Here is a 15,929-nt window from a genome sequence, read left to right as displayed (position 1 = left end):
CCTACGGATGGCGTACCCTGGCCATCCGACAATAATTTTCAACTTATACCTATAATTCATTTACCGTTTTTGCACCGTTGGTGCTTCCTGGAAAAGCAATATGTCGTATACACCGATGAGCGACCTCGGACAGCAAGGCTTGTTCGATATCACTCGTACATTATTACAGCAGCCCGATCTTCAGTCTCTCAGTGAGGCGCTTTCACAGTTGGTCAAGCGTTCGGCGCTGGCCGACAGTGCGGCTATTGTGTTATGGCAGGCGCAGACGCAGCGTGCGCGTTACTTTACGACGCGTGAAAATGGTAAACCCATCGATTATGAAGACGAAACGGTGCTGGCACACGGTCCGGTGCGCCGCATTCTGTCTCGTCCCGATGCCCTGCACTGCAGCTATCATGAGTTTAGTGAAACCTGGCCGCAGCTGGCATCCGGCGGGTTGTACTCCCAATTTGGTCACTACTGTCTGCTGCCGCTGGCGGCCGATGGGCGCATCTTCGGCGGCTGTGAATTTATCCGCCACGAAGACAGCCCGTGGAGTGAAAAAGAGTACAACCGCCTGCAAACCTTTACCCAGATCGTCGGCGTCGTGGCCGAACAGATCCAGAACCGGGTCAGCAACAACGTCGACTACGATCTGCTATGTCGTGAGCGTGACAACTTTCGTATCCTGGTCGCCATCACCAATGCGGTGCTCTCCCGCCTGGACATTGATGAGCTGGTCAGCGAAGTCGCCAAAGAGATCCACCACTACTTCGATATCGACGCCATCAGCATCGTGCTGCGCAGCGATCGCAAAAATAAGCTGAGCATCTATTCCACCCACTATCTGGATGAGCATCATCCGGCGCACGAGCAGAGCGAAGTTGACGAAGCGGGCACGCTCTCTGAGCGGGTATTCAAAAGCAAAGAGATGCTGCTGATTAACCTGAGCGAACGTGATGCGCTGGCGCCTTACGAACGCATGCTGTTTGACACCTGGGGCAACCAGTTACAAACCTTGTGTCTGCTGCCGCTGATGTCCGGTAACACGATGCTTGGCGTCCTCAAGCTGGCCCAGTGCGAAGAAAAAGTCTTCACTACCGCCAATCTCAAGCTGCTGCGCCAGATTGCCGAGCGCGTGGCCATTGCTGTCGATAACGCCCTCGCCTACCAGGAGATCCACCGCCTGAAAGAACGGCTGGTCGATGAGAACCTGGCATTGACCGAGCAGCTCAATAACGTGGACAGTGAGTTTGGTGAAATCATTGGCCGCAGCGAAGCCATGTACAGCGTGCTCAAACAGGTCGAGATGGTGGCGCAAAGCGACAGCACCGTGCTGATTCTGGGCGAGACCGGAACGGGTAAAGAGCTGATTGCCAGGGCTATTCACAATCTCAGCGGACGTAATGCCCGTCGGATGGTGAAGATGAACTGTGCGGCGATGCCTGCCGGACTGCTGGAAAGCGACCTGTTTGGTCATGAGCGTGGTGCGTTTACCGGTGCCAGTACGCAGCGCATCGGGCGTTTCGAACTGGCCGATAAAAGCTCGCTGTTTCTCGACGAAGTTGGCGACATGCCGCTGGAGCTACAGCCTAAGCTGCTGCGCGTTCTGCAGGAGCAGGAATTTGAACGCCTGGGCAGCAACAAACTGATCCAGACCGACGTGCGGTTGATCGCCGCCACCAACCGCGATCTGAAAAAAATGGTGGCCGATCGCGAATTCCGCAACGATCTGTACTATCGCCTGAACGTCTTCCCGATCCACCTACCGCCGCTGCGCGAGCGCCCGGAAGATATCCCGCTGCTGGTGAAGGCCTTCACCTTTAAAATTGCTCGCCGGATGGGGCGCAATATCGACAGCATTCCGGCTGAAGCGCTGCGCACGCTAAGCGGCATGGAGTGGCCGGGAAACGTGCGCGAACTGGAAAACGTGGTGGAACGCGCGGTCCTGCTGACCAGAGGCAACGTGCTGCAACTGTCCCTGCCGGATATCATCACGCCGGCGCCGTGCACACCGCCGGTGGCGACCGAAGTTGCGCAGGAAGGCGAAGATGAATTCCAGTTGATTATGCGCGTGCTGAAAGAGACCAACGGTGTGGTCGCCGGTCCAAAAGGCGCAGCACAGCGGCTGGGACTGAAACGCACAACGTTGCTCTCACGCATGAAGCGACTGGGTATTGATAAGGATGCGCTGGTTTAACGATTGTGGCTGATGGCGCAGATGCGTATGCCTTTGTAGGCCGGATAAGGCGCAGCCGCCATCCGGCACACAGCAACTTTACTTCTTAGGCTTAAATTTCTCTGGCAATTCCGGTACCGGGCGTTTGTCATCCATCAGATGACGCACGGTCAGGATCGGATGACGCCAGAGCATCCTCGGCCCGGACCAGCGCATAATCTGCTTCATCTCTTCGCGTTTTGCAGGTTGATAACAGTGCACCGGACACTGTTTGCAAGCTGGTTTCTCCTCACCAAATACGCACTTATCCAGTCGTTTTTGCGCATAGGCAAACAACGCATCGTAATGCCCCGGCTCGTCTGAAGCCTGCGGACACTGGCTCTCATACAGCGAGATCATTTTCTGGATCGTCATTTTTTCACGTGCAATACGTTTGCCGGACATGATGCCTCCACATTTAAGTTGCATGCATAATACACCTTAGTAATCCGCGGCACTATTACCTGAAGGTGATACATCCTTAGCACCCTACGCAAATAAGAATTATTTTCATTTATCATGCCTTGTGCTATATAACATAGCAAAGGCTATATTCGATGATAAATTAACCACTTTCTTGTGAGGGATACTATGCCGCGCCTGCCCCATCTGAAATCATTTCTCCTTGCCTGCGTCCTGACGGCGCTGACGCTGTCGCCCGCATCGGCGCAAGAAAAATTTAAGGTGGTCACCACCTTTACGGTGATTGCCGATATGGCGAGCAACGTAGCGGGTGACGCAGCCGAGGTCAGCTCCATTACCAAGCCGGGGGCTGAAATTCACGAATATCAGCCCACGCCGGGCGACATTAAACGCGCGCAGGGCGCACAGCTGATCCTCTCCAACGGTCTCAATCTGGAACTGTGGTTTTCCCGCTTCTACCAGCATTTATCCGGCGTGCCGGAGGTGATGGTCTCTGACGGCGTGAAGCCGATGGGCATCAGCGAAGGCCCCTATAACGGCAAGCCGAATCCCCATGCCTGGATGTCAGCTGAGAACGCGCTGATTTACGTCGATAACATCCGCGATGCGCTGATGAAGTACGATCCGGACAATGCCACCATCTACCAGAACAATGCAGAGCGCTATAAAACAAAAATTCGTCAGACGCTCGATCCCCTGCATGCGGCGCTGGCAAAAATCCCGGCCGATAAACGCTGGCTGGTCACCAGTGAAGGCGCATTCTCCTATCTGGCGCGCGATAACGATTTGAAAGAGCTGTATTTGTGGCCGATCAACGCCGATCAGCAAGGCACACCCAAACAGGTGCGCAAAGTGATCGATGCGATCAGAACTCAACAGATCCCGACGGTATTTAGCGAAAGCACGGTGTCCGACAAGCCTGCCCGTCAGGTGGCGCGTGAGTCCGGCGCACATTACGGCGGCGTGCTGTATGTCGATTCGCTGAGCGCTGCTGATGGCCCTGTACCGACCTATCTGGATTTACTGCGCGTGACAACGGAAACCATTGTCAGCGGGATTAACGCAGGTTTGGGGAGCCAGCCATGAGTCATTCAGCGATTTCCGTCAATCAGGTGACGGTGACGTATCGCAACGGACACACCGCGCTGCGCGCTGCCACCTTTCAGGTACCGGGTGGTTCGATTGCCGCGCTGGTCGGGGTCAACGGCTCCGGGAAATCAACGCTGTTTAAAGCGCTGATGGGGTTTGTCCGCCTGGCGCAGGGCGAAATTTCCATTCTGCAGCAGCCGGTCAGCAAGGCGCTAAAACAGAATCTGATTTCCTACGTTCCCCAGTCGGAAGAGGTGGACTGGTCATTTCCGGTGCTGGTGGAAGACGTGGTGATGATGGGACGCTTTGGCCATATGGGCTGGCTGCGACGACCAACCGCGCGCGACCATCAATGCGTGGATGCGGCGCTGGCGCGGGTCGATATGCTGGAATACCGCCATCGGCAGATCGGCGAACTCTCCGGCGGGCAGAAAAAACGTGTTTTTCTGGCGCGCGCCATCGCCCAGGACGGGCAGGTCATTTTGCTGGATGAACCGTTCACCGGCGTAGACGTGAAAACCGAGGCCCGCATCATCGACCTGCTGCGCGAACTGCGCGATGAGGGGCGCACGATGCTGGTCTCTACTCACAATCTGGGTTCGGTGACCGAGTTTTGTGATTACACAGTCATGATCAAAGGGACGGTGCTGGCGAGCGGCCCGACCGACTCCACCTTTACCCCCGAAAATCTCGAGCTGGCGTTCAGCGGCGTCCTGCGCCATGTGAAGCTGAGCGGCGGTGAGCAGCACGTAATCACCGATGATGAACGGCCGTTTATTTCTCGACGTACGCCCAACGAGGGGGAATCACCATGAACTGGCTGACAGAACCGTTTGGCTACCAGTATATGCTCAACGCTATGTGGGTCTCGGCGATGGTCGGCGGCCTGTGCGCGTTTCTCTCCTGCTATTTAATGCTCAAGGGCTGGTCGTTAATTGGCGATGCACTGTCACACTCGATTGTGCCGGGCGTTGCCGGGGCCTATATGTTAGGGCTCCCCTTTGCGCTTGGCGCGTTTCTTTCTGGCGGGCTGGCAGCGGGCAGTATGCTGTTCCTTAACCAGCGTTCGCGCCTGAAGGAAGATGCGATCATTGGGCTGATTTTTTCCTCTTTCTTCGGCATCGGGCTGTTTATGGTGTCGCTCAATCCGATGTCGGTGAACATTCAGACCATTATTCTCGGTAATGTGCTGGCGATTGCACCGGAAGATATTCTGCAACTGGCGATTATCGGCGTCATCTCACTCACCATTCTGCTGTTGAAGTGGAAAGATTTGATGGTGGTTTTTTTCGATGAGAACCACGCGCGTTCTATCGGTCTGAACCCAGGCCGCCTGAAGCTGTTATTTTTTACGCTGCTCTCAGTTTCCACCGTTGCGGCGCTGCAAACTGTCGGCGCATTTCTGGTGATTTGCCTGGTAGTGACGCCCGGTGCCACGGCCTGGCTGTTGACCGATCTCTTTCCCCGTCTGCTCACTATCGCCGTCGCTATCGGTAGCCTGACCAGCTTTTTCGGTGCCTGGCTGAGCTACTGGCTGGACGGCGCGACCGGCGGAATTATTGTCGTTCTGCAAACACTGCTGTTTCTGCTGGCGTTTGTCTTCGCGCCAAAACACGGTCTGTTGGCCAACCGTCGCCGCGCCCGCCAGGTGAATAAGGAGTCCTCATGTTCTTAACCGCCCTGTTGGAACCCTTTCAGTTCAGCTTTATGGTGAACGCGCTGACCATCTCCGTTATCGTCGCCATACCCTGCGCGCTGTTGTCGGTTTTTTTGGTGCTTAAAGGCTGGGCTTTGATGGGCGATGCCATGAGCCATGCGGTATTTCCGGGGATCGTACTGGCTTACATCGCGGGCATTCCGCTGGCCATTGGCGCGTTTATCGCTGGGCTGTTCTGCGCGGTGGCGACCGGCTATCTCGATGATAACAGCCGCATCAAACGCGACACGCTGATGGGTATCGTCTTCTCCGGCATGTTTGGCGCAGGACTGGTGCTGTACGTCTCAATCCAATCTGAGATTCATCTGGACCATATTCTTTTCGGCGACATGCTCGGTGTCTCGCTGGGGGATATCGCACAAACGGCGGTTATTGCGCTGGGGATTGCCCTTGTCATCGGGTTAAAGTGGAAAGATCTGTTGCTGCACGCCTTCGATCCGCACCAGGCAAAAGCCTGCGGGCTGAACACCACCCTGCTGCATTATGGTCTGCTGTGTATGATCGCGCTCACCATCGTCGCCACGCTGAAGTCGGTGGGTATTATTCTGTCGATCTCGTTGTTAATTGCGCCGGGCGCGATTGCAATTTTACTCACGCGCCAGTTTTCCCACGCCCTGATACTCGCCGTCGTCATGTCGATGGTCACCTCATTTATGGGCGTGTACCTGTCATTTTTCATCGACAGCGCACCGGCCCCGACCATCGTCGTCTTATTCTCCCTGCTATTTGTTATCGCCTTTATTTATTCCACCCTGCGCGATCGCCGTTTAGAACGGCGACGCCAGTACGGCGGTATATAACGCACAAAGATAAGAGCGTGAGGTATTTATCAGCCCCAGCTCAACAGCGGGCTGAGCGCTTCGCGCCCCACCAGTGCCCGTAGCGCGGGCAGGCGACAGCTGTGAGCCAGCAGCGGAGGCAGCGCAAAAATGATGTCGCTTGAGAGCATGACATTCTCCAGTTGCCCCCATAAGTACCAGCCAGTATCAACACCACTTGGCGGAACAAAAAAATGCAAATGCCCGCCCTCTGGCGGTTCATCGGCAATGCCCAGCCACTGGCTAAAGCGCGGGATAGCCGGTGAAACGTGCGTCACCCGCGAGCAGTTGCGGACCTGGCTTGCGGGAATGTAAAACTCCTGCGTTCCCATGCGGATGCGCACGGCCGCCAGGTTAACGGGTTGCGTCATCACCACAGGTCTCCTGATAACGGTCAAATACCAGATTCAGATCCAGCAGGGTGAACCAGGTGTCGCCCACCTTAACCACCCCGACCGCAATCGGTTGTAGCGCCGGAGGCAGTGAATCACCGGGTAAATGAATCTGGCTTTCCACCACCTCAAGAACATCAATCAATCTGTCAATCAGGATGCCACTTTGCATCCTCTCACCGCAGCCAATCAGGATAGTCCGTTTTCCCAGGGCGTTAGCCACGGGGTTGTCAATCAGGCCGTCCAGCCTCATGACTGACTCCACGCGCCCGCGATAGTTGATCACGCCTTCAAGCATCGGCGGACAACAGGGTACCCACGAGATAGGACGTTCCGCGAGGATCTCTCTTATCTGCGCGCCGTAGAAAGCAAAGTTTTTATCCGCCAGCTGAAATAACACCAGCGTGCACTGCGGCTCATCGACGCTTTCACACTCGGGTTTCTCACCATGATTCAGCGCCAGGATCTGCTCCAGTTGTGGACTCATGCCCTCTCCTTTTCTTCAGCGATACAGAAGGTGTTGCGGCCTTTTTGCTTGGCGGCATACAGCGCCTGATCGGAACGCTCACGCAGCGTTTCAATACGATCGCCAAACTGCCACTGCGCGATACCAGCGCTGAAGGTACTGTGAAAATAGGTATCATTAACGGAGAACGCGACCTGCTCGTAATCCTTGCGTAAACGTTCCACTACCAGGGCTGCCGTTTCGCTGGTGGTATTCGGCATGATGATGGCGAATTCTTCCCCGCCGTAGCGGCCCACGATGTCGGTGCTGCGTAAACGATGGGAAAACAGCTGCGAGATGCCGACAATCACCTGGTCTCCGACGACGTGGCCGTAGGTATCGTTAATATTTTTAAAATGATCCAGGTCCACCATCACCATGCAGAACGATTTACCGCTGTAGTTAGATTCGGCGATCGCGCTTTTAAGAAAGTGGGTGGTCGTCGAGTGGTTGTATAACCCACTCAAACTGTCCTGCGACATCCGGGCGCGCAGGGTGCGCATTCTTTCCGCTCGGATCGACACGGCATGGATCAATCCCTGAGGATCGGCCTGTTTGAGGATAAAGTCCTCCGCCCCAATACTCATGGCGCCAAACTGCGCCGTCTTATTAGTTTCACTGGAAAGATAGGCAATCGGCAGGCCAATGTGCTGCGGGATCTGGCGGATCAGTTTGGTCAGATCCACGCCGCTAAACTCAGGCATGTGGTAGTCCATCAATACCAGATCAATCGGCTGGGCGTTCAGCACATGCAGCAAATACTGAGGTTTCTCCAGCACATGCACGTCCATTCCCGCCATCCGCAGCATTTCCGCGTTGTATTCCGCGACCGCTGGCTCATCGTCAATCAACAGGATCTGATAGGGTTTCTTTAGCGACGGCTGGGTTAAGCGGTGAAGCTCCTGCACTAAATCGGTGATAGACGCCGGTTTAACAAAGTAGCCGTCGCAGCCCGATTTTATGGCGTTAATGCGCGCCGTAAAGTCGCTGTGACAGGAGAGAAACAGCACCGGGAAAGCGATGCCAACTTTCTTTTTCAGATCCGACATGGTCAGCGGGCCGCCGTAGGCGTTGTCCGGAAAACTGACATCCATGATCACCACGGAAGGCGGTTGCGCCAGTACGGCCTGGGTAAAGTCCTCGGTATTCGCAAAGACATGGCAGGTAAAACCAAAGCAGCGCAGTTGGGTGGCGAGCAGTTCAACCTGATCGAGGTCATCATCGCACAGGTAGATCGGTTTACTGGTACGGCGGACAAACGCCTCCTCTGGACGCTCCTCAGGGTTCGGTAATTTGAAGCCTGTGTCGCTGATACGATGCTCAAGACTGAGCTGTTCTTGCGTCAGGGTATACAGCCAACGGAGGATCCTCCGCAGCTCATCGCAATGTAATGTGCATTGCTCCGGCTCGGTGAGTAATCGCTCACCTTCCGCGGAGGCGGTAGCGAGCGGAGCAAAGCCAAAAGACCCGGCAGACCCGTGAATACTGTGCAGCAAAATATGCAGCTGTTTACGACAAACCTCGCTGGGTTCGGCGACCAGTTGCACCAATAGCCTGTCCGCTTGTGCCAGCATATCGGGAATGCGGCGTAAAAACCCCTGTCTCAGCCGTGAGATTTTTTCCTGAGCGGCAGCCATAGCAAGGTGCTTATTTTCTTGTTTCATCGTGAGGTTTTTGACTTATTCAGTAGCAGGCTGCAGCAGCGCATTGACCGCGGAACCGAGGTTTTCCGCCAGATTTTCATCTTTTTTCACCCAGCGATCATACGGCACATCGCTGGCCGTCACTTCATTGGCGCTCAGCAAAATAAACGGTTTAGACCAGCCCTGGGCACGCAGCAGCGCCAGCAGATCCAGTCCGCTGATCTCTGGCATATGCAGGTCGCTAATCACCAGATCGAGCGTTTTATCCGAATCCAGGCACGCTAAGGCAGAGATGGCACTTTCCACAATCACCACCTCGTAGCCGTCCATTTCCAGGAAGACGGATGCCAGTTCAGCGGCAAAAAGATCATCATCAACTAATAAAATTCGCATCGTCTCTCTCGGTGTTGTGCCCTCAGCACAACAGCATTTTTAAGGTTTTTATCAGGCTGTCCTGCTCGAAATCGCCCTTGGCAATATAGGCATCCGCGCCTACCTGAATACCGCGCCGCCGGTCTTCTTCCTTGGCGCGGGAGGTCACGATAATAATCGGCGTGTGCTGGTAGTTTTTCTCGCCACGCAGCGATTTTGTGAAGGTAAAACCATCCATAAACGGCATTTCGACATCCGTCAGGACCGCATCAAACTGGGTCAGTTTCGCTTTCTGCAAGCCTGACAGCCCATCTTCCGCCAGCGTCACCTGATAGCCGTGCGCTTCCAGTACATTTTTTTCTATCTCGCGGGTATTCAGCGAGTCATCAACCACCAGCACATGCCAGGCGTTTTGCGCCACGCTCACCGGTTTTACGGGCGTACTGGTCTGTCGCGATTGCTGCGCCATCGCCATCAACGCCGGAACTTGTAAAATACTGACTAGCTGGTTCTCCGGCGTCTGGACCATTCCGGATACCAGCGATTGCTGTTGCATATGCTTCGGTAGCGGTTTGATCATCATCTTGCGCTCATCGAGCAACTTATCGACCCGCAGCGCCATCTTGCTGTACTGATTCTGCACAATGATTAAGCGCTGCCCCGCCGGAGAACGGCTTCCCTGACGTGCGTGTATACCGAGTAGCAGGCCTGCGCAAACCACCGGAATAAACTCGTTATGCAAAATAATGGCCGGGCGTCCGGCAATATCGCTGATCCCTTCCGGGGTGTACTCCACCACCTCAACCACGTACTGAGCGGGCAACCCAAACAGGTGTCCCTGCTCTTCAAATTGCAGGATACGCATCATTGTCAGTGATACCGGCAGACGCAGCGTGAAACTCGTTCCGACACCTTGCCGACTGTACACCTGCAAATCCCCCTGCAAATCGGTTACCACCGTTTTGCGCACCACATCAAGACCGACGCCGCGACCGGACAGTTCAGAAACGATTTTGCTGGTTGAAAAACCGGGATGAAAAATAAGTTCATTGCACTCCTGCTCGGAGAGCTGCCCGGCCATCGACGCGGGAACCAGTCCTCTACTGACCGCCTTCGCGCTGATGGCCGGATAGTTCAGCCCACGGCCATCATCTTCCACCCGCAGTAATATTCCGCTGCCATCCTGCTGGGTAGTGATGGTGATCGTACCGCGCGTGGATTTACCGAGCGCCAACCGCTCATCAATGTCACCAATGCCGTGATCGACCGCGTTGCGCAGTAGATGCGTCAGCGACTCCGATAGCCGGTCAATAAGCTGGCGGTCAATCTCCACTTCCCCGCCCACAAAGCGGCAGACCACCTGCTTATTCAGCGTGGAGGCCAGCTCACTCACCTGCAATGAAATCGGCTCAAAGAGCGTGGAAAGCGGGAGCATGCGGATCCGCGCCGCCACGTCATACAGTTCAAACATCTGCAAATGCTGAACCTGTACGCTCTCTTTTAACTGGGCGCTGAAATCGCGGATCTGCTGACGAAGCTGCTCTGCGCTTAGCCCTAACAGCCGCGGCACAATGTGACTCAGGTTCTGTATCTGCTGTTCCAGGCGGTCATGACCGGCGACCACTTCCCCCAGAATGTCGATCAGATCATCCAGCTTGTTGAGCTTGACGCGCACGAAGTCAGCCTGCTTAATGCCACCGTCCACGGTAATCGACGCCGCCGACGGCGCGGGTTTGTCCGCGTGAATAACCGCCTCCACCGCCAACGTAGCGGCTTCCCCACGGCTCGCACAGGCAAGACGTTCACACAGCCCCGCATCCGCAGGCGGCAGCTGGTTATCCCCTGCGCTGACAAAAAGCTGGGTCAATTGGTTTGAGAGATACCCCACCGCTTCATGAATCAGGTTGCCCAGCGCCCGGTCCGGCGTCAGTTTTTTTTCCCGCAGTTCGCTCAGGACGTCCTCCAGGTGATGCGTGACATCGGCGATACTTTGCAGTTTCAGCATCCGTGCGCCCCCTTTCAGAGTATGCGCGGCGCGAAACATCTCACCTATCCCGGCATCGGTATGTTCCCCAGCGGAGAGCAGAAAGGCCCCCTCGCTGAGCGTCTGCAAATGACCTCTCCCTTCATCAATAAAACGCAGAACGAATTTTTTCAGATCGATAGCCATAATCGTTCTTATTACCCGCTTTGATGGGCGAATTGCGCCAGTTGATGTTCACACAGAAAGCGAAACGTCGTGCCGGGAAAGACCATCGGCAAACGTAGACGACACACCGTTGAAGGATTGTTGATTTCATCGTTAAGTAATTGCATCACCACGCGATAAGTCCGCTGCGCGGGCTGGTGAAGTTCACTTTGGCGATACATTTCGGCCAGATAATAATGCGCGGGCCAGTAACCCGGTTCCTGATAAACCACCTGTTTGAACCAGGCAATCGCCTGCTGCGTCTGGTGCTGCCACATCATCGCCAGACCGAGCAACATTTTTGCCTCTGCCGACCATTCATCCTGGGCGAGGATCTTTTGCGCATTGCCAGTGGTCTGCGAGAACTCTCGCTGCTCAAGCGCAATCACGCCCTGAATCAGCAGCGCATCCTGATGGCCTGGATCGCTGCGTAATACGCAGGCGATGCACTTTTCAGCATCGGAAAAACGTTTTTCATCGAGGCAGGCACGCGCCTTTTTCAGCCAGTCGTCAGACTTAAGCGTCGCGGGTGCGGCAGGCTCGACGGCAACAACGGAGGCGGTGACGGTCGCGCGCGGCGTAGCCCGTGGTGTTGGCACCACCCGAGGAGATTCAGCGTGGTGGCAAAAATAGAAAATGCTCTCTTCCTGCTCAAGCTTCAGGATATCGAAATTGTTCGCCAGCGTTTCTGCGTTGCCGAAGAACAGAGCGCCGTGCGGCTGCAGCATCTTTTGCAAATTTGCGTGCAGCTCGCGGCGGGTCGGCGTGTCGAAATAGATAGACACGTTGCGCAGCAAAATAATGTCCACTTCCGGCAGCAGTTGCTCTTTGATGATGTTGGTGCGGTGGAATGACACCTTTTCACGGATGACGTCATGCAGCCGAAACTGGTTTCCCGTACGGGTAAAATAGCGCTGCTGAATTAACGGATCGACGCCACGAAACGAGTAGCTGGAATAGCTGGCATTTCTGGCTTTCGCGAGAATTGCCGGGTCAATATCACAGCCGTAGAGTTCAACCCGTTCCGCCATCCCATCCTGGTACTTTTCATGCAGTTTGATGGCCAGCGAGTAGGCTTCTTCCCCTGATGAACACCCTGCGCTAAGAATACGCACCGGACCGCTACGCTGTTGCATGATGCGCGGCACCCATTTTTCGCAGATTAAATCCAGCGTGTCGCTTTCACGGAAAAAATACGTTTCGTTAATCGTAATCAGGGTAATAAAGCGATCAAACTCATCCTGCGACAGCCGCAGTTTTTCATAGTATTCATAGTAATCAGTGATATTACGCTCAGCCATGCGCTGACTCAGCGCCGATTTCAGCAGCGCTTCCATCGCATTATCAAAGTGCAAACCCACCCGTTCTTTGATCAAGCGGGCATATTCTGGAAGGTTGGGTATCATGGCAATGTACTCTCGAAATGCCCGTGACCTGCCATCGAAAGCAGCACCTTCGCGAGGCCATTCAGCGGGATCGTGCGGTGTATGAGCTGCTTATCAATCGCGTTCTTGTTCATACCAAAGACCACCGAACTTTCTTCATCTTGCGCCAGCGTTCGTCCACCTCGCTGGACGATAAGCTCGATGCCGCGACATCCATCGCTGCCCATTCCGGTCATGATCAGCCCAACCGCTTTTTCGCGGAACACCTCAGCGACCGACTCCAGTAACAGATTGCAGCTGGGGTGATACACGTCGCTTTCTTGTCGTGGAACCGTCGCCAGCCGTTGGTTACTTTTGACGATCAGATGCTGTTCCGGTGGCAGGATATAGACATTTCCGGCCTCCACCGGGTCATTATCCTGCGCCAGCCGTACCTTCAGATCGGTTACGCTGTCCAGCCAGTGCACCATGTTCTTGGCGAAACCATCGGCAATGTGCTGGGCAATCAGTACCGGACACGGGAACGTACCGGGTAAATCCTGCAACAGTTTGCTCAGTGCCTGCGGCCCACCGGTCGAACAGGCAATCGCCAGCACATAGGGCCAGTCGGCCGTGGTCTCAACCGTTTCCATTGCCAAACGCGTGCCCGACACACTCGGTTCTGCAGGGTAGCGTAACCCCTTGATATGACGGATGACCTTCACGCCCACCAGCAGTTCCACCTGTCGATGCAGCGTCCGGGTGGCGAGTGGGGAGTCGTAGTTATAGTGCAACACCGCCAGCGCCCCGCGAGAGATGTAATCCTCATCGCCTGCATTTTCACCACCAAAATGCATGACCAGAATAGGGATTGCGCTGGTCGCCATGATGGTTTCGACGATCTCGACGTTATCGGCGGTCGACGTTTCCAGCGTAAGGATCAGCAGATCAGGCCCTAACTGTTGCAACAACCGCATTGCCTGGCGGCGATGGGCCGCCTGCCCAACCACCGAAATATGTGGATGATCTTCCAGTTGCTTGACCAGTTGGTTGCGCGACACGCTGCCCAAATCCAGGATCAGTACCCGAATACCGCGGCTACTCATGCATCCATATCCATCAGGGTGAATGATGCAGAGGCCTCTTTCAGCGCCTTCGACAACTGTGTCATATCCTGACTCACAATCAGAATGTCTTTGATCGACTGCGACGTGTAGTTACTGGCGACAACAATTTCACGCAGCGCCATGACCACCTGATTGCTGGCGGTTTTCTGCTGCTGGGTAGACAGCGAGATCTGCAGCGCCGCCGTAGAGGTTTGCTCTGCGGTAACGACGATATCATTCAGGTGCTCAGCGCTCAGCTGACACGCCCTCGTCCCCGATTTTATACTCTCGCCACCTTTTTCCGCGTTCAGCACCAGGCGATTAATCGCGTTCTGGATTTCACTAATTTTATTCTCAATTTCAACCGTCGATTCGGTGACTGAATCCGCCAGACGACGGATTTCAGCCGCCACCACGGAGAAACGTTTCCCGGCTTCTCCGGCGCTGGCCGCTTCCAGCGCGGCGTTAAAGGCGATCAGTTTGGTTTGATCCGCCACACTGTTAATGATCACCATCACGCGGCTGATTTCCGTCGACTTGTTGCCGAGCATCATGATTTCACGCATGTTTTGTTGGTTATCGTTGTCGATATCCGTCATGCGCATCAGCAGCTGCGACATCGAATCAGAGCCTTTATTGCAATCCTCAAGCGTCTGGTTGGCAATATCGACCACCGCCCGCGAATGCTCGGCTATCTGGGTGGAAGAGGCCGACAGCTCTTCCATGGTGGAGGTAATTTCAGCCACTGAAGATGAGGTTTCCACGCTGGTTGAGGCCTGGCCGTCTACCGCCTCGGTGATGTGCAATGATGCCTGGTGCACTGAGTTCGCATGAGACACCATATCCCCCACCAGCGAGTGCAGGCGCTGGCGCATCATTTCTACAGCGCCGAGCAGTTCGCCAATTTCATCAGGATGATCGACCTGCACATCCACCGTTAAGTCACCTTCCGCGATGGTCTGCGCAATTCTCAGCACACGGTTTAGACGGCGTGAAATCAGGAAGCGGCTGGCAATCGCAATCAGCAATAAAATGATGGGTAACAGCAACGCGGTGAACAGCAACAGGCCATTGCGCACAAGATTGCTGCTCTTGGCGACATCATCCACATAGCTGGTGGTGGCGATGATCCAGTTGATCCCTTCAATGTACTCATAGACGGCAACTTTGGTCTTAGGTGCGACACCATAACCACTCACCCAGTTGTAGTAGGTGATGCCATTTTTATGTTCGAGGATATCGGCAAACAGCTTATAACCGTTGGCGTCAGTAATATTCACCGCCTGCTGGTTAGTCAGCGAAGGGTGCGCCAACATACGCCCAGGGTCGAATCCGGCATCCAGCACGTAGGCGTAGCCATTTTTACCAATATGCACATCCAACAACTGCCTGATGATCGGTTGCAGGGTCTGTTTGACATCAAACCCGACCGCCACGGCACCAATCACCTGACCATATTTATCGGCAATCGGCTCATAGTGGCTAATAAACTGCTTACCAAACAGCGTGACCACACCTGAAAACGGTTTATTTTTCAGTAGTAATGGCAATGCCGGATTATCACGCCCCAATACCGTTGCCGTCGCCGTGTTACCGGAACTGGCCAGCAACGTGCTGCTGACGCGAACAAACTGCTCACCCTGCAGAATAAAGGTACTGGCAAAGACGCTGGTTAATTCGGTGAAATGGTCGTTTGTATTGGGGTTACTCAAAACGGCTTTTAGTTCAGACGCGTCCATAGAGCGCAGTGGCTTATTGGCTACATTCTGATAATTATTAATGTAAACATTGCTGTAATGTTCCGCATCCCGGGTAACCCGTTGAAACTCATTAGAGATATTGTTGTGGAAAATACGGGTGTTGGTTTTGATCATTTCCAGCGCATTAACCTGCAGCTCGCTGGACAGATAATTCGATAACATAAAAGAGGCGCCAATCAGCAGCGTGGCAATGCACACCACCAGAATCATGCCGAGTTTCATCGCGACACCCAGGTGAATACTGTGCAGCCAGGCGAGCACTCGTGCAGTGGGTCCGTCTGAAGATATGGCCGCCGGGCGTTCTTTTACTTTAATCATGTCACTCATATTTTTTATTCTCTTTCTGAGAAGGCGC

At 54.6% G+C, this 15,929-nt stretch carries 14 protein-coding genes; 5 read left to right on the top strand and 9 right to left on the bottom strand.

Annotated features, from left to right (window positions below; translation table 11 throughout):
* Window positions 1-100 precede the first annotated feature (100 nt).
* Window positions 101-2,179 (top strand): formate hydrogenlyase transcriptional activator FlhA, encoded by a 2,079-nt coding sequence (gene flhA, locus FDW88_RS11840; RefSeq protein WP_115257620.1) that lies wholly within the window; start codon window positions 101-103, stop codon window positions 2,177-2,179.
* Between the two features lie 78 nt (window positions 2,180-2,257).
* Here the strand turns inward: flhA and FDW88_RS11835 are convergent, their stop codons facing one another.
* Window positions 2,258-2,602: a nitrous oxide-stimulated promoter family protein gene (locus FDW88_RS11835; RefSeq protein ID WP_137362609.1), complete on the bottom strand. Its 345-nt coding sequence runs from the start codon at window positions 2,600-2,602 to the stop codon at window positions 2,258-2,260.
* Window positions 2,603-2,788: 186 nt separating this feature from the next.
* Between FDW88_RS11835 and sitA the strand changes: the two genes are divergently transcribed.
* The 4 genes from sitA to sitD are packed head-to-tail and all read left to right on the top strand — an operon-like array spanning window position 2,789 to window position 6,226.
* The gene (gene sitA / locus FDW88_RS11830; protein ID WP_137362608.1) at window positions 2,789-3,706 is read left to right on the top strand and encodes an iron/manganese ABC transporter substrate-binding protein SitA; all 918 of its coding nucleotides are present in this window, start codon (window positions 2,789-2,791) and stop codon (window positions 3,704-3,706) included.
* Window positions 3,703-4,524 (top strand): iron/manganese ABC transporter ATP-binding protein SitB, encoded by an 822-nt coding sequence (gene sitB / locus FDW88_RS11825; protein WP_137362607.1) that lies wholly within the window; start codon window positions 3,703-3,705, stop codon window positions 4,522-4,524. The genes sitA and sitB overlap by 4 nt, the downstream gene beginning before the upstream one ends.
* Complete coding sequence (sitC, locus tag FDW88_RS11820) at window positions 4,521-5,384, top strand: iron/manganese ABC transporter permease subunit SitC (protein WP_137362606.1); 864 nt, start codon at window positions 4,521-4,523, stop codon at window positions 5,382-5,384. The genes sitB and sitC overlap by 4 nt, the downstream gene beginning before the upstream one ends.
* Complete coding sequence (gene sitD, locus FDW88_RS11815; RefSeq protein WP_115257616.1) at window positions 5,375-6,226, top strand: iron/manganese ABC transporter permease subunit SitD; 852 nt, start codon at window positions 5,375-5,377, stop codon at window positions 6,224-6,226. The genes sitC and sitD overlap by 10 nt, the downstream gene beginning before the upstream one ends.
* A 29-nt stretch (window positions 6,227-6,255) precedes the next feature.
* On the opposite strand, the gene FDW88_RS11810 is transcribed toward sitD, so the two are convergent.
* From FDW88_RS11810 to FDW88_RS11775, 8 genes are read right to left on the bottom strand one after another with little or no spacing between them, the layout of a single operon-like run.
* A complete protein-coding gene (locus FDW88_RS11810; protein ID WP_096755950.1) occupies window positions 6,256-6,615 on the bottom strand; it encodes a hypothetical protein in 360 nt (119 codons plus the stop codon).
* Window positions 6,599-7,123: a chemotaxis protein CheW gene (locus FDW88_RS11805; protein WP_096755949.1), complete on the bottom strand. Its 525-nt coding sequence runs from the start codon at window positions 7,121-7,123 to the stop codon at window positions 6,599-6,601. Before FDW88_RS11805 ends, FDW88_RS11810 begins: the two co-directional genes overlap by 17 nt.
* Entirely contained in the window at window positions 7,120-8,805 is a 1,686-nt protein-coding gene (locus FDW88_RS11800; RefSeq protein WP_137362605.1) for a diguanylate cyclase, read from the bottom strand. Before FDW88_RS11800 ends, FDW88_RS11805 begins: the two co-directional genes overlap by 4 nt.
* Before the next feature lie 15 nt (window positions 8,806-8,820).
* Window positions 8,821-9,177: a response regulator gene (locus FDW88_RS11795; protein ID WP_115257614.1), complete on the bottom strand. Its 357-nt coding sequence runs from the start codon at window positions 9,175-9,177 to the stop codon at window positions 8,821-8,823.
* Between the two features lie 22 nt (window positions 9,178-9,199).
* Window positions 9,200-11,326 (bottom strand): response regulator, encoded by a 2,127-nt coding sequence (locus FDW88_RS11790; RefSeq protein WP_137362604.1) that lies wholly within the window; start codon window positions 11,324-11,326, stop codon window positions 9,200-9,202.
* A gap of 11 nt (window positions 11,327-11,337) precedes the next feature.
* A complete protein-coding gene (locus tag FDW88_RS11785) occupies window positions 11,338-12,750 on the bottom strand; it encodes a protein-glutamate O-methyltransferase CheR (RefSeq protein ID WP_137362603.1) in 1,413 nt (470 codons plus the stop codon).
* Entirely contained in the window at window positions 12,747-13,814 is a 1,068-nt protein-coding gene (locus tag FDW88_RS11780; protein ID WP_137362602.1) for a chemotaxis protein CheB, read from the bottom strand. The genes FDW88_RS11785 and FDW88_RS11780 overlap by 4 nt, the downstream gene beginning before the upstream one ends.
* The gene (locus FDW88_RS11775) at window positions 13,811-15,901 is read right to left on the bottom strand and encodes a Cache 3/Cache 2 fusion domain-containing protein (RefSeq protein ID WP_137362601.1); all 2,091 of its coding nucleotides are present in this window, start codon (window positions 15,899-15,901) and stop codon (window positions 13,811-13,813) included. The genes FDW88_RS11780 and FDW88_RS11775 overlap by 4 nt, the downstream gene beginning before the upstream one ends.
* Window positions 15,902-15,929 lie beyond the last annotated feature (28 nt).

The organism is Citrobacter sp. wls829 (assembly GCF_005280825.1).
In the GTDB taxonomy this organism is placed as follows: Bacteria; Pseudomonadota; Gammaproteobacteria; order Enterobacterales; family Enterobacteriaceae; genus Citrobacter; species Citrobacter gillenii.
Note: the sequence above shows the minus strand (reverse complement) of the source record. Positions and strands in the feature narration are given on the sequence as shown.

Excerpts from the sequence above, each read along its gene's own strand:
- flhA (WP_115257620.1), top strand. The coding sequence starts at position 101 with ATGTCGTATACACCGATGAGCGACCTCGGACAGCAAGGCTTGTTCGAT.
- FDW88_RS11835 (WP_137362609.1), bottom strand. The coding sequence starts at position 2,602 with ATGTCCGGCAAACGTATTGCACGTGAAAAAATGACGATCCAGAAAATG.
- sitA (WP_137362608.1), top strand. The coding sequence starts at position 2,789 with ATGCCGCGCCTGCCCCATCTGAAATCATTTCTCCTTGCCTGCGTCCTG.
- sitB (WP_137362607.1), top strand. The coding sequence starts at position 3,703 with ATGAGTCATTCAGCGATTTCCGTCAATCAGGTGACGGTGACGTATCGC.
- sitC (WP_137362606.1), top strand. The coding sequence starts at position 4,521 with ATGAACTGGCTGACAGAACCGTTTGGCTACCAGTATATGCTCAACGCT.
- sitD (WP_115257616.1), top strand. The coding sequence starts at position 5,375 with ATGTTCTTAACCGCCCTGTTGGAACCCTTTCAGTTCAGCTTTATGGTG.
- FDW88_RS11810 (WP_096755950.1), bottom strand. The coding sequence starts at position 6,615 with ATGACGCAACCCGTTAACCTGGCGGCCGTGCGCATCCGCATGGGAACG.
- FDW88_RS11805 (WP_096755949.1), bottom strand. The coding sequence starts at position 7,123 with ATGAGTCCACAACTGGAGCAGATCCTGGCGCTGAATCATGGTGAGAAA.
- FDW88_RS11800 (WP_137362605.1), bottom strand. The coding sequence starts at position 8,805 with ATGAAACAAGAAAATAAGCACCTTGCTATGGCTGCCGCTCAGGAAAAA.
- FDW88_RS11795 (WP_115257614.1), bottom strand. The coding sequence starts at position 9,177 with ATGCGAATTTTATTAGTTGATGATGATCTTTTTGCCGCTGAACTGGCA.
- FDW88_RS11790 (WP_137362604.1), bottom strand. The coding sequence starts at position 11,326 with ATGGCTATCGATCTGAAAAAATTCGTTCTGCGTTTTATTGATGAAGGG.
- FDW88_RS11785 (WP_137362603.1), bottom strand. The coding sequence starts at position 12,750 with ATGATACCCAACCTTCCAGAATATGCCCGCTTGATCAAAGAACGGGTG.
- FDW88_RS11780 (WP_137362602.1), bottom strand. The coding sequence starts at position 13,814 with ATGAGTAGCCGCGGTATTCGGGTACTGATCCTGGATTTGGGCAGCGTG.
- FDW88_RS11775 (WP_137362601.1), bottom strand. The coding sequence starts at position 15,901 with ATGAGTGACATGATTAAAGTAAAAGAACGCCCGGCGGCCATATCTTCA.